The 12,931-nt window shown below is 41.4% G+C and carries 10 protein-coding genes; 1 reads left to right on the forward strand and 9 read right to left on the reverse strand.

From position 1 onward, the window contains the following. Positions 1-136: 136 nt before the first annotated feature. From ABMQ40_RS12770 to flxA, 9 genes are all read right to left on the reverse strand, one after another. Positions 137-2,161: an FG-GAP-like repeat-containing protein gene (locus ABMQ40_RS12770; protein WP_370900189.1), complete on the reverse strand. Its 2,025-nt coding sequence runs from the start codon at positions 2,159-2,161 to the stop codon at positions 137-139. A 26-nt stretch (positions 2,162-2,187) separates the two neighbouring features. Next, positions 2,188-3,213 (reverse strand): hypothetical protein, encoded by a 1,026-nt coding sequence (locus ABMQ40_RS12775; RefSeq protein WP_370900191.1) that lies wholly within the window; start codon positions 3,211-3,213, stop codon positions 2,188-2,190. A 235-nt stretch (positions 3,214-3,448) separates the two neighbouring features. Continuing rightward, complete coding sequence (locus ABMQ40_RS12780; RefSeq protein WP_370900193.1) at positions 3,449-5,206, reverse strand: C45 family autoproteolytic acyltransferase/hydrolase; 1,758 nt, start codon at positions 5,204-5,206, stop codon at positions 3,449-3,451. Continuing rightward, complete coding sequence (locus ABMQ40_RS12785; RefSeq protein ID WP_370900195.1) at positions 5,193-6,734, reverse strand: phytoene desaturase family protein; 1,542 nt, start codon at positions 6,732-6,734, stop codon at positions 5,193-5,195. Before ABMQ40_RS12785 ends, ABMQ40_RS12780 begins: the two co-directional genes overlap by 14 nt. A gap of 118 nt (positions 6,735-6,852) precedes the next feature. Next, complete coding sequence (locus ABMQ40_RS12790) at positions 6,853-7,737, reverse strand: lysophospholipid acyltransferase family protein (RefSeq protein ID WP_370900197.1); 885 nt, start codon at positions 7,735-7,737, stop codon at positions 6,853-6,855. Between the two features lie 46 nt (positions 7,738-7,783). Then, positions 7,784-8,038: an acyl carrier protein gene (locus ABMQ40_RS12795; protein ID WP_370900199.1), complete on the reverse strand. Its 255-nt coding sequence runs from the start codon at positions 8,036-8,038 to the stop codon at positions 7,784-7,786. 4 nt (positions 8,039-8,042) lie between these two features. Beyond that, positions 8,043-9,263: a beta-ketoacyl-[acyl-carrier-protein] synthase family protein gene (locus ABMQ40_RS12800; protein WP_370900201.1), complete on the reverse strand. Its 1,221-nt coding sequence runs from the start codon at positions 9,261-9,263 to the stop codon at positions 8,043-8,045. A 12-nt stretch (positions 9,264-9,275) separates the two neighbouring features. Beyond that, positions 9,276-10,007 carry a flexirubin biosynthesis SDR family reductase FlxB gene (gene flxB / locus ABMQ40_RS12805; protein WP_370900203.1) on the reverse strand — a complete coding sequence of 244 codons (732 nt, stop codon included), beginning with the start codon at positions 10,005-10,007 and terminating at the stop codon, positions 9,276-9,278. A 64-nt stretch (positions 10,008-10,071) separates the two neighbouring features. Further along, positions 10,072-11,592: a flexirubin biosynthesis tyrosine ammonia-lyase FlxA gene (flxA, locus tag ABMQ40_RS12810; RefSeq protein ID WP_370900205.1), complete on the reverse strand. Its 1,521-nt coding sequence runs from the start codon at positions 11,590-11,592 to the stop codon at positions 10,072-10,074. Between the two features lie 90 nt (positions 11,593-11,682). On the opposite strand from flxA, the gene ABMQ40_RS12815 reads away from it, so the two are divergent. Then, positions 11,683-12,927, forward strand: coding sequence for an NAD(P)/FAD-dependent oxidoreductase (locus ABMQ40_RS12815; protein WP_370900207.1), 1,245 nt, complete (start codon positions 11,683-11,685; stop codon positions 12,925-12,927). The last annotated feature ends 4 nt before the right edge of the window (positions 12,928-12,931 follow it).

Consider the following 12,931-nt stretch of genomic DNA (forward strand, 5'->3'; position numbering starts at 1 on the left):
TGGGGGGGGGGGTTGTTTTTCTCCCCTCCCTCCCCCCCCCCCCCCCCCCCCCACCACCCCCCCCCCCCCCCCCTCCCCCCCCCCCCCCCCCCCCCCCCCCCCCCCCCCCGATACTTTATGTACTATTGATATGATCCTATTTTTTTATAATTTTCTGGGAATATACCCTGCCTGACCGGTCTGTTACCATAAACATATAGGTTCCCGCATTCAGATGTTTTACGGAGATCTCGTTTTTCTCCATCTTTGTCTGAAGAACCATTTTACCACTCATGTCATATACCCTGGCTTCTACAGGAGTAAAATCACCTTTCACTTTAATATTAACGATATCATGTACCGGATTCGGATAAACAGCAAATAAATCTTTGGAACTCTGAGCCTCGGCCAGACCTAAGGTTGATCCTTCCACTACATTCAGTGTAGTATTGGGGCTCACATTATAAACTGTATCTACCACTCCTGAAGGCCATCTTACTACCACACTTGTAATAGCAGTAGCCTGTCCTATTCCGAAATGAACATTCAGTGTATTCATATTTCCAAATCCTACGCCACTCTGCACATCGCGGATCTGTTTTCCCCAGGCTCCATAGATTTCAACTCTTGCCCCGATCCCGTTTCTGTTGCTTTGTACTCCCTGTAAGGTTACTTTTAACCATTTATTGGAGTTTCCGTTATTGAGCAGAACAATATTTCTGTTCTGGATATCCAGGAAGCCGTCATTATTCAGATCTCCGATAGGTCTGTTATTGAGATCAAGGTTATAGGTATTAGAATTCGGAGTAAACTGGAAATTTCCATTACCGAACATGATATTGTTATTCGCTCCGAGGACATCCAGGAATCCGTCATTATCAAAATCATAGGCCACATATTCCCGGCTCAGTCCCGTGCTGGTATCATAGCCCGAGCCGGCACTCATATCCGTAAAGGTTCCGTCACCATTATTTTTCATTACTTTACTCAACCCTTCGGAGGCGGAGTTTATGCCTACTACGGCATCCATCCAGCCATCATTGTTAAAATCTCCCCATGCAGAGGACCAGGTCTGAACAGGGTTAGCCATATTAGCTGCAGCGGCAACATTAGTGAAGGTTCCGTTTCCGTTATTTCTATGCAGCTCATCAATATTTCCTCCCGGTCCGGAACCTCCGCCGCTACATTTAGCGATGTACAGATCCATATCCCCGTCATTATCGTAATCTATCCAGATCGAGCCATAATTCCCTCCTGACGGAAAATCACCCAGTCCGCCCTGATAATGGATCATATCCGTTCCGTTGTTCATATAAAACCTGTTCGGGGAATTATCATCACATACAAAGGCATCCAGCTTACCATCCTTATTGATATCAATGAAATTGGTACGTTGTGTCAGGTACGATTCGGTTTTCCGGTCAGAAGTGTATCCTGTTCCGGTATCATTGGCCTTTACAAAAGTTACCCCACTGGCTGAGCCATAGATCAGATCATTGAAGCCGTTATTGTCATAGTCCCCCGCTGCGATACTCCAGCTTGGCGTTACCTCGGTATTGGGTATGGTATAGACAACGTCATTGAAACCGCCTCCGGCCTGCTGATAGGAGATAACCATCTCTGTATTACTGATAACGGAAACGATGTCATCCAGATAATCCCCGTTCATATCTACCACACAATGATTATAACTTCCCGGAGCATTTACCGGCTGGGCCGTAAATGAGATTCTGTCTGGTATTGCGATGGTTTCATTGATGGTAAAATTAAAGCCTGAGGTCGACCATATACTGTCAAAAGCTATATAATACGTAGTACCGGCAGTCGCGGCGAATGTTACCTGTGAGCCATATCCATATCCTGAGTAATCATCATTAGCAGCCAGGCAGACAAGCGATCCGCAGGTTCCGGTGTATACCATTACCCGGGTATCAATATCCTCCTGTCCGGGAAGTACTGTGGAAACAGTAATACTGACATTCTGAGTGGCGGTATATTTATACCATAGACCTGCAGTGCCTAGCGATCCCAGCCCGCACGAAGAAGTAGGTGCAGTACCTGTAATGGTAGGTGCGGTATGGATTCCAGGTGTGAGTTCTAAAGCAGAGCTGCACATCATTTGAGCTATTCCCCATGTTGTATTGAACAATAAAACAAAAAGGGATAAAAAATTTCTTTTCATATTGTTGGAGTTTGATTATTAGATTTTCAAGGGCAGTTTTGATTTAATGAGCTGATCCATTGCTGCAATAAGGCAACACCTTCGTCGTGTACCACCGTTCTTCCCAGCAAAGGCATTCTGGTGCTCTCATTTACAGAGTTCAGCCTGAAGTTCATCACAGATTTATTGTAGTTTCCGGGAGCTATAATTTTCCGCAGCGATTGGTTTATAGGCTCATCTGCTATAACACAAACACCAATATTGGTAAGGTTGGCAGTCTGGTTAAAACTCAATCTTATAGCGCGGTAATCACAGCGTGCATTCTGCTGATGGCAATGGGCACAGTTGATATCCAGATAAGACCGCAGCCGTAAATCCAAAGGCTGGCTTTCATCTCTATAATTAACCGTGGAAACTATATTTGAGGGATAGCTGGCAAGGTAGCCTTCATCCACCAGTTTCTGCAATTGATTTTTAAGTCCTCCGGGATAATTGTATTTTGTATTCAGGTTTTGGGGTTTCACGCCAATAGGTATAGGCTGGTTATCTAGTTTGTGGCAGGCATAGCATTCTGATTCTGAAGGTATCCTGTAGTCTGTTGTAATGATCTGGTTATTGTCTTTTTTGAAGGTAATGTTTTTTGAGCTTCCGCTTGTAAAGTCGGTTCCGGCAATAAGATTGGCTTCTGTCTGCTCATCATTCCACAAATATTCGGCAAATATCCAGCCACTTGATTTTCTGATCATCAGCCGGGTCTCAATTATTTTGGTTGTATTTCCAGGCTGTACGGTATTGTAATAAAAATTCTTTATCAAAACGGTCCCTACGGGAAAGTTCAATACTTTACCGTCTTCATCATAGGTTGCCTTGGTCCCCGGCGGCATCCAGACAAACCTTTTTTTCAAGGCATAATCCGTAAATAATGAGCTGGCCGGCTCATAAGGTATCACTTTTGGTGAGGGCTCCAGATCTTTCAGCTGGCCGGTGAAAAATGCATAAGTGGATAGCCTGGCATAGGGAACGGAATTAATATCAAAATTAACGAGGTTAGTTTCAACCGTTACAGGTTCCATGCTATCATTCTTACAGGAAAACAACGTGATAAAACATAACAATAGAAGGAAATAATTTTTTTTCATTATAATATGATGATTTTAAAAGCAAATATAAAGCATAAATCAACACTATTCAACAAAAAATTTTTAAAATCAATTAATAAAATAAAACAAAAAACAGAAACAAGAAGAGACAATAAAAATCGACTACAATACCTGCAAAATGGTTAATTTTATTCACCATGGCATGAAATCAATCCAGCCGATTCCCTGTTTTTTTTAAATATCTTTCTACCGCTTTCCGGTCCGGAACGGTAGTAATTTCTTTGGTAAGCGCCTTTTGGAACTCCGCCTTAGCTTTCTGATACTCTTTTTTATAGAAATAATATCTTCCCGCCTGGTAGTATACCCGCCAGAAATCAGGGTTCAGGGCTTTATAATGGCTGATCAATGTTTCAGAAAGAATTTCATCTTTGGCAATTGCCGCTTCAATCCGGGAATCCAGCTTCCTGTACTCTGTATAATTCCTGAAGTCCTGTGAATCCGCAAAAGGATCTCTTGCAATATTCAACTCCGGTCGCGAATACCCGTCTTTCTGAAGCCCTTTCCCTGAAAAGATTTTATTCAGGTCATAACAGACAAACTCCCCCAGCTGATAAGGGTTTGAAGACACCCATGCCAGTTTCTTTTCAGGGGAAAAGATAACTGCATGATGGGCTAAAAGCTGGTTGATCGCTTTTTCATTGCCATAACCTATTTTTTCTCCTTTCAAACCAGATTTATCTCTTAAAATGGAAGCCATTTTTTCCGGATTCAGCTTTTTATTCACTTCCAGGAGCTCCCGGAGCTTTTCATACCGGTACTCCGAATGGCTTTCCAAAATATGCTTTTGATTTCTTTTGTCATTCCGGTAAGCATCTGACTGGAAATGATTCGTGCAAAAAATCCGCGTTGAATTTCCGGCGTCATAAACACCAATCTTTTTTGGAGAAACTTCAATGATCACGGCTCTTCTGTCGTAAGCGCTGCCTACCAGAATTGATTCTGAAACAAAAACTTTTCTCATCCTGGCAATAGCAACCGCTTCATCAATATTTTTTGCATATTGCAAAATCTCCCTTGTCACAAAAGAAACCGGAGTTTTTGCCGCTAACGGGATTTTTGATTTTCCTGCATTGATGGTGACGGTAATGCCTTCTTTATTCATCCCCGAAACTACACCTATTATTCCGGGCCAGCTTACGGACATATAGGGAATCCCCTGGTCCGGATCTACAAATTCTATCAGCTTATTCTTCGCGAAATCATCTCCCACATAAAAATCAAAATTTCTGCCGATCAGCAGATCTCCATCTTCTGTATTTGCATCCCATACGGCTAAGGAAGTGCAGCCTACCATTGCCAGATCGTGCAAGGCATGCCCGATATCATGAGCTCCATGCAGATACAGACTTCTTAGATATTTGGGGGCTATAAAATCATACTGATCTGAGGAATACCTGGAAAGCCCATATAATTCAGCCTGATAATCTTCACGCACATTCAGGTACATTTTCCTGTTGTACCATTTTAAAAAGCCTCTTAATAATCTCTGCTTAAATTTTGACGGAACAAACCCCTCCACTTTAGAGAAAAAGATCTTTTCCTGTTCCCGCATCAGGCTACCGGTGAGGGCGCCGTTATTATATCCCAGCTGTAAAGGATTTCCTTTAATGTAAAGCTCCCAAAGCTGCTGTCTGTTCTTCGTTAAATAATTCTGGTCATAAGAAAAAGCCGAATCATTGATCTTGGTGACATCCGGTATATTTAATGCATATTGTCTTACTTCCGGAAGATGGTGCACTGATCTGGATACGCCACAGGAAACAAGACAGAAAAGAATAAGACAGAAAACCAATATGCAATACCCTATGGTACGGCACGGGAAAAAACACCTTTCACCCTGCTGAGGCCCGTTATGGCATCTTAACGCTTCATCCCGGGCGGTAAGCGTGCATTTATCGTTCTTCATTTTTATTCTTATTGATCATTTGTGACAAGCGTTCATCAATCAATTTTTTTCCTAAAATTTCGGAACAGGTACTGAAGGCCCCAATGGTAACACCTAAAATCCCATGCATATTTACCGACTGGCCGGTTAAAAACAGATTTTCTATTTTAGTCCGCGGTGACATCATTGTTTTCAATGGGTTTTCAGAAGTTTTCAGGTAGCCGTACATATTCCCTTCAAAGCTTCCTATGTAGTCCCGGTAAGATAAAGGTGAAGAAGTATATACTTTCTTTATCGACCGCTTTAAATCGGGGATCTTTTTTTCCAGGGCATCGATCATTTTTCCGGCCTTTTCGCTTTTGAATTTTTCGTAGGCCTCTCCCCTGTCATGTTCATCGGCTACCGTATTTACCGTATCTTCCCAGGATCTTACCTCATCAAAATCCATATATGAAATAGCCGTGAGGCTCTCTGCAAATTCAGGATATTGCCTTGAAGGGGTACATGAGAGCATATAGGTTTCCGGCCAGCTGCTTTTTTTATAACGATAGGCATGCCAAGCCAGCTCTTCGGAAGCATAATGATAAATATTATAATTAAAGTTGGGAATGGTGCATGGCTTCAAAACCAGATAGACACTGAAGCAGGAAGGTGTAGGCTCCCAGCTTAAAACCCTGTTCAGAAAAGACTTTTTCAGTCTTTCTTCTCCGATCAGTCTGATCACGGAACGGATATCAATATTGGCAATGAACTGTTTCGCGGAATATTCCTTTCCTGATTTTGTCTGAACCGCCACCAGGACATCATCTTCATTAAAAATCATTCCGGAAACTTCTGCGTGCTTATAAATATCCGCTCCATATTGCCTCAGTTTCCTGATCAGGAGCTTAGAAATCTGGCTTCCCCCTTTCACGCATTTATAAGCGCTTTGAATATAGGAATTCATCGTAAGTCCATGAATATAAAAAGGAACCTTTTCAGAATCCCCGGCATACAGGAAATTGGCACCCAGCAGGACCGATTGTAATTTTTTGTTTGAGGTAACAGATTCTATAAACCTCCTTGTATTGAGATGAAGAATTTCTTCATTATAGTATTCTTTTCCCACAACATTATATCTCGGAAACTGATTACAAATATACCGGATCCCTTCACAATAGCTCTCCAGGTTGTCTTTTTCATCAGGAAAAATTTCAGACAGCCGCTCAACAAAATTTTCATACCCCTGGGCATGCGGATATTCTGTACTGTCGTCCCCAAAAGTTATTCTATCATATCCGTTCTCATCCATTTTCTTAATTTCCAGTTCATCCATGATCTCCAGATAAGAAAAATATTGATGAAGGTTCTGCCCTTCCGAAAGGCCTCCCAGGTAATGCACACCTGTGTCAAAGATCTGCTTATCCCGGGAAAAGGTTTGCAGATTTCCTCCGTACTGGTTATTCTTTTCCAGAACACAGACTTTCAGACCTTCTTTCGCCAGGATAAGAGCCGAAACAAGGCCTCCTAAACCGCTTCCGATCACAAGTATGTCGTATTCTTTTTTCAAAGGAGGAAATATGTTTAATTAGATTCCGGAGTGAAGATAAAAATTAAATTTTAATTTGAGAGGTATCCGATATTTTAATGTAGCCATGGTATTAGTTTTCAAAGGCTAAATTAGAAAATTAATCAATATCATCCCAGAAATCAAAATAATTGAACCATTGAAGGGGATATTTTCGGAGCATCATTTCAAGGTTTCCGGCATAAGAATCCAAGAGTCCCTGGGCATCCCGTTTTTTAACGTTTTGTGCCATTCTTGCATAGAGATGATAATGAAGCTTTTCTTCTTTCATCACATATACATATACTACCGGAACTCCCAGTCTTGAGGCGATCAGGAAAGGGCCGGCCGGGAACTTCGCATTTTTCCCCAGCAGATCAGCTTCAAGATATTTTGAGCCTTCAAAGTAACGGTCACCTGTGAAGCAGATCAGCTCGTTTTTGGATAAGGCTTCATTGATATCAAAAATATGCGACATATCCTCTTTAACATAGATAAATTTGATATTGCTTTTTTTAACAGCAACACTTTCGAGGTACTCTTTTATGGCCGTCACCTCCTGGTCAGTTGTTACCAGATTGATCTGACAGTCAAAATCTATATCGGCAAAGAAATGTTCCGCAATTTCAAAATTACCGATATGGGCGCTGATAAGAATGCCTCCCTTTTTCTCTGCTAAAAGATTCCTGAGATTCTCAATCCCGTCAAATTCATAGGAATATTTATCTCTGAGGCCGGCGAAAATAGCTGTTTTATCGATCAGGATTTTCCCAAAGGTAAAATAGCTTTTGAATATTGAAAGTTTTGATTTCCAGAAACCGTATTTAAGCCTGTCCCGGAAATAGTAAAAAATGTATTGATTGCTCTTCCTAAGAAACAGAAAGTAGTAGGCCGCTACAAAATAAAGCACAAAATAAGAACTCCGGATCCCGATATTTTTAATACAGTAAACAAATATTCTGTACCCTAATAAGGTTCCTTTAGACTTACCTTTCCATTTGTTCATATTGTAAGCAAGGCCGGTATTGATTAAAAAAGACCTTAATCAATAATTAAGCGTTTTTTTCTAAAATTTTATTTTCAATCGTAGCATAAAAGTCATCAAAGGTGACCATTTTCTTAAAATCCGCTTCTCCTAATTTCACCCCGAAATTTGATTCAATGATGACCACCATATCAATATAGTCCAAGCTGTCAAGCCCCAGAGTTTTTTTAAGGTTGGCATCATTGCTGATTTCATCTCTGTCTACCTCAAATTCATTAACTAAGAAATCATTGACAATGGCAACAATTTTTTCCCTTTCCATGTTTTTAATTAAATTTTTTAACGATTAATGCTGAATTAGTCCCCCCAAATCCGAAAGAATTTGACAAAAATACATCAATTTTTTGACTTTTTGTTTCCGAGATCAAATTAATCATTTTGGCCTCAGCATCAGGATGCTCCAGATTGATATTCGGTGCAATAAAATCATTCTGCATCATCAGCATCGAATAAATGATCTCGCTTGCTCCGGCCATCCAGCATTCATGTCCGGTCATTGATTTTGTAGAACTTACCGGAACCTTTCCTCCGAAGATCTCATAAATGGCCTTAGCTTCGTTAGCATCGCCAATGGGTGTGGAGGTGGCGTGAGCATTTATATAATCAACATCTCCGGCTTTCAGCCCTGATTGCTTTAAAGCCCTTTCCATAGCCAAAGCAGGACCTTCAATATTCGGAGTGGAAATATGTCCACCGTTGGAAGAGAAACCATAACCTACGATTTCAGCCAGGATGGGTACCCCTCTTTTCTGAGCCGATTCCAGGCTTTCAACGATGAGAGTAGCCGCACCACCACTCGGAATGAGGCCGTCCCTTGCAGAATCAAACGGTCTGGAAGCTTTTGCCGGCTCGTCTTCCCTTACTGAGAACACTCCTAAACCGTCAAAGCTTGCCATGGAATACTTATTGGTTTCCTGGGCGCCACCGCAAACTATGATATCCTGTAATCCGTTCTTGATCATCAGATAAGCCAGTCCCAAAGAATGGGAGCCGCTGGCACATGCCGCGCTGATGGTAATATTGATCCCTTTCAGTCTGAATATTGTGGAAAGGTTCATGGTAACGGTGGAATTCATTGATTTGAAAATGGCCCCCGAGCCCATGAGCGTGGTGTCTTTCTTTTCTCTTGCAATATCAATGGCATCTACTACCGCCTGGGAAACACTATCGTTCCCGTAAAGGATCCCTACCTCATGTGCATCAAGAAAATCCTGTTCTATACCGGCCTGTTTCAAGGCATCAACAGTAGCAAGATAGGCATATTCACTTTCTTCCCCCATACTTACACGCTGCCTTCTGCTGAGAAGAGCTTTCAGATCCGGTTTTGGAACATAGCCTGTCAGGCCCGACCTATAACCGAACTCTTTTCTTTCTTTATCTAAAATAATCCCGGATTTACCCTGATATAAGGAATTCTTTACCTCTTCTAAAGATGTTCCGATACACGAATAAATTCCCATTCCCGTAATTACAACCCTGTTTTCCATTACCTGTAATGATTATGAGTAAATTCCTCCATTAATATTAATAACTTCCCCCGTAATATAAGAAGCTTTTTCAGAGGCTAAAAAGGCAACCAGATCCGCCACTTCCTCAGCCTCTCCGAACCTGTTTGCCGGAATCATTGCTTTAAGCTCATCCTCGTTAAGCTCCTGGGTCATATCTGTCCTGATAAATCCCGGGGCAACGGCATTTACGGTGATATTTCTTTTAGCTACTTCCTGCGCGAGTGCTTTAGTTGCTCCCACAAGGGCAGCTTTTGCTGCGGAGTAATTGGTTTGCCCGGCAGTACCTTTCACTCCGGAAACAGAAACCATATTGATGATTCTTCCATATTTATTGCGGAGCAGCTTCTGGATAAAGAAACCGGTCACATTATAAAAGCCATTCAGGCTCGTATTGATTACGCTATTCCAGTCTTCAGGCTGCATCCACATAAAGAGCCCGTCTCTTGTGATCCCTGCGTTATTTACAATCACCTCTACAATCGCATCAGGGTTCCTTTCCTGCCATTCTTCCAGAGCTTTCCGGGTTTCTTCAGCATTCCCCACATCAAACTTCATGATCTCACCTGTTGCTCCCAGCTCCTTTATCCGGGCCAGAGTTTCCCCGGCCGCAGATTCATTCGCTGTGTAGTTGATCAGTATATGATATTTCTTTTCTTCAGCCAGTTTTATACAGATCGCTCTTCCGATTCCTCTGGAGCCTCCTGTTACAATTGCACATTTCATTTGATAGTTTTCAGTTTTGATCAGATATCATCCTTAATAATTGACAATTAAGCAGCAGCAGTAATTACATTGCCCTTAAATATTTCTTTACTTCCTCGAGGTAAGGATACATCACCATATCGTCGGAAAAAGGAGGAATAATTTCCCTTATCCTTTCATATAATGTTTTGGTGGCAGATGATACTTTATCCTGAAAGCCAAGATATTCTATCGCCTGGACAACAGCTATCGTCTCAATCGCCAACACCTCAAACGCATTTTCTATCACCTTTCTGCAGATTACGGCCGCATTGGTTCCCATGCTCACAATATCCTGATTGTCATTATTATTAGGTATACTGTGAACATACATCGGATTAGACAGCATCTGGTTTTCTGCCGTGGTGGACGTGGCCGTAAACTGAACTCCCTGCATTCCGAAATTGAATCCTAATTTACCTAAATTTACAAAAGGCGGCAAAATTTCATTGATCTTGGCATTTAAAAGGTAATTCAGCTGCCGTTCCGCAAGCATTGTTAATTTAGTAACCACAATTTTCAGCTTATCCATTTCCAGAGAGATATAATCTCCATGAAAATTTCCACCATGGTAAACATGCCGGTCCTCTACATTAATGATCGGATTGTCATTGGCCGAATTGATCTCATTTTCAAGAATTGTTTCCGTGTACTCCAAAGTATCCAGAACGGGTCCCAGAATCTGCGGAACACATCTCAGGGAATAATATTCCTGGATTTTGTCTTTAAATACCTTTTCCTGCTCTTCAAAACGGGTGTACAAATGATCTTCTCTTTTCCTGATCAGTTTACTGTCTGCCAGGTGCAGCCGCATCTTTTCCGCAACCTTTTGCTGTCCGTAATGCCTTTTGGTTCCGTTTAAAGCTTCTGATAAATGATCATCATAAGCCTGAACAATTTCATTAACAGCACAGGAGAGCTTAATGGAAATATCAGTCAATTGACTGGCCTTGTATGCGTTAACAATTCCGATCCCTGACATGACCGAGGTTCCGTTCATCAGGGCAAGCCCTTCGCGAATTTCCACTTTAACGGGCTCCAATCCTTCAACTTCAAATACGTCTTTCGTGGATCTTCTTTCTCCTTTATAAAAAACCTCTCCTTCCCCGATCAAAACCAAAGCAAGATGTGCCAGCTGAACCAGATCCCCACTTGCTCCAACCCCTCCGTGCTCAAAAATCAACGGGATAATATCCCTGTTTATTAATTCTTTAAGTAAGCTGACCACAGAAGGATGTACTCCTGATTTCCCCAGGGATAAAGTATTCAGCCTTGCCAGCATACAAGCTTTAGCTTCTTCAGCGGGCAACGGGTTTCCTATTCCTGAGGAGTGACTTCTTATAAGGTTATACTGAAGCTGATGGGTATCTTCATCACTGATCTTAAATTGGGCCATCGGTCCAAAACCGGTATTCACACCATATATTACCTTATTTTTTGAAAATTCCTTTAAAAACTGAAAGCTTTCATCCACTCTGGCTAGAAGCATCTCATCCAGTTCTATTTTTTCATTTTCAACAATAACCCTTTGAAAATCTTTCAGTTTTAAAAAGTTGTTTATTTTCATCAATTAAAAGTGATAATGAGATAAATATTAATTAATTGTCACTAATTTTGCGGCAAAGATAAAAGTTATTATTAAAATAAAAAATCAAACATGAGCAAAGAATTTGTTGATGTTCTTGTCATTGGAGCCGGGCCTTCAGGATGTGTCTCTTCATCTTACCTGAAGAAGAACAATGTGAATGTGAAAGTGGTTGAAAAGGCAAGGTTTCCGAGGCTGGTGGTAGGTGAAAGCTTAATTCCCAGAGTTATGGATCATTTCGATGAGGCCGGTCTTTTCCCTGCTTTAGATAAAATGGGGTTTGAAAAAAAATTAGGCGCACGTTTTCTCCGTGGGCAGGAGGTCTGTATTTTTGACTTCAGCAATAAATTCGGGGAAGGCTGGGACTGGACCTGGCAGGTGCCAAGAGCTGACTTTGATAATACTTTGGCCCAGGAAGTGATCCGTAAAGGCATTGATCTTGAATTTGAAACGGAGGTTATTGACATTCGGTTTAACGGGACAGATTCTATAACCACCGTGAAAAATAAAAACGGGGAAACAAAGGAAATTCACGCAAAATTTGTAATTGATTCCAGCGGATATGGAAGGGTTTTGCCTCGTCTTCTGGATTTGGAAAAGCCTTCAAAGTTATCCCCACACTCAGCGATTTTTTCTCATGTAAAAGACATTAACCGTGAAGAAGGAACAGAAGGAACTTTGATTTCTTTCGATATTATTGAAACTGAAGTCTGGCTATGGGTAATTCCTTTTTCTAATGGCAACACCAGTGTAGGAATTGTAGGCCCAACGGATTATATTGAAAAGTTATCTGAGAACGGCAATACCGCAGAAGCGCTAAAAAAAGCAATTGCTCTTTCCGATTATTATGTGAAGCGTTTCGGGAATGTGGATTTTCTTTTTGAGCCGAAACATTTGAAAGATTATTCATGTTCGGTAAAAAGATTATTCGGTGACGGATTTGCCTTAACCGGCAATGCTTCGGAATTCCTTGATCCTGTTTTTTCTTCTGGGATGGCTTTTGCCACGGAATCCGGGATGCTGGCTGCAAAACTGGCTTTAAGACAACTGAACGGTGAAAGAGTTGACTGGCAGACAGAGTATACGGACTATATTTTATACGGTGTTGATGTTTTCACAACCTATGTAAAAGAATGGTATACGGGAAATCTCCAAGAATTATTTTTCCACCAGCCGGAAAACCCTGACGTTAAAAAGAAAATCTGCGCCGTTTTAGCAGGCTATGTCTGGAACAAAGATAACCCGTTTGTAAAAAAGCATGATACGGTAATTAAGAATCTTGCAAACCTTATTAAGTTGGAAAAACAGCAGCCATAAGGTT

Source organism: Chryseobacterium gossypii (genome assembly GCF_041361455.1).
Lineage (GTDB): Bacteria > Bacteroidota > Bacteroidia > Flavobacteriales > Weeksellaceae > Chryseobacterium > Chryseobacterium gossypii.

Excerpts from the sequence above, each read along its gene's own strand:
- ABMQ40_RS12800 (WP_370900201.1), bottom strand. The coding sequence starts at position 9,263 with ATGGAAAACAGGGTTGTAATTACGGGAATGGGAATTTATTCGTGTATC.
- ABMQ40_RS12780 (WP_370900193.1), bottom strand. The coding sequence starts at position 5,206 with ATGAAGAACGATAAATGCACGCTTACCGCCCGGGATGAAGCGTTAAGA.
- ABMQ40_RS12790 (WP_370900197.1), bottom strand. The coding sequence starts at position 7,737 with ATGAACAAATGGAAAGGTAAGTCTAAAGGAACCTTATTAGGGTACAGA.
- ABMQ40_RS12795 (WP_370900199.1), bottom strand. The coding sequence starts at position 8,038 with ATGGAAAGGGAAAAAATTGTTGCCATTGTCAATGATTTCTTAGTTAAT.
- ABMQ40_RS12770 (WP_370900189.1), bottom strand. The coding sequence starts at position 2,161 with ATGAAAAGAAATTTTTTATCCCTTTTTGTTTTATTGTTCAATACAACA.
- ABMQ40_RS12775 (WP_370900191.1), bottom strand. The coding sequence starts at position 3,213 with ATGGAACCTGTAACGGTTGAAACTAACCTCGTTAATTTTGATATTAAT.
- ABMQ40_RS12815 (WP_370900207.1), top strand. The coding sequence starts at position 11,683 with ATGAGCAAAGAATTTGTTGATGTTCTTGTCATTGGAGCCGGGCCTTCA.
- flxA (WP_370900205.1), bottom strand. The coding sequence starts at position 11,592 with ATGAAAATAAACAACTTTTTAAAACTGAAAGATTTTCAAAGGGTTATT.
- flxB (WP_370900203.1), bottom strand. The coding sequence starts at position 10,007 with ATGAAATGTGCAATTGTAACAGGAGGCTCCAGAGGAATCGGAAGAGCG.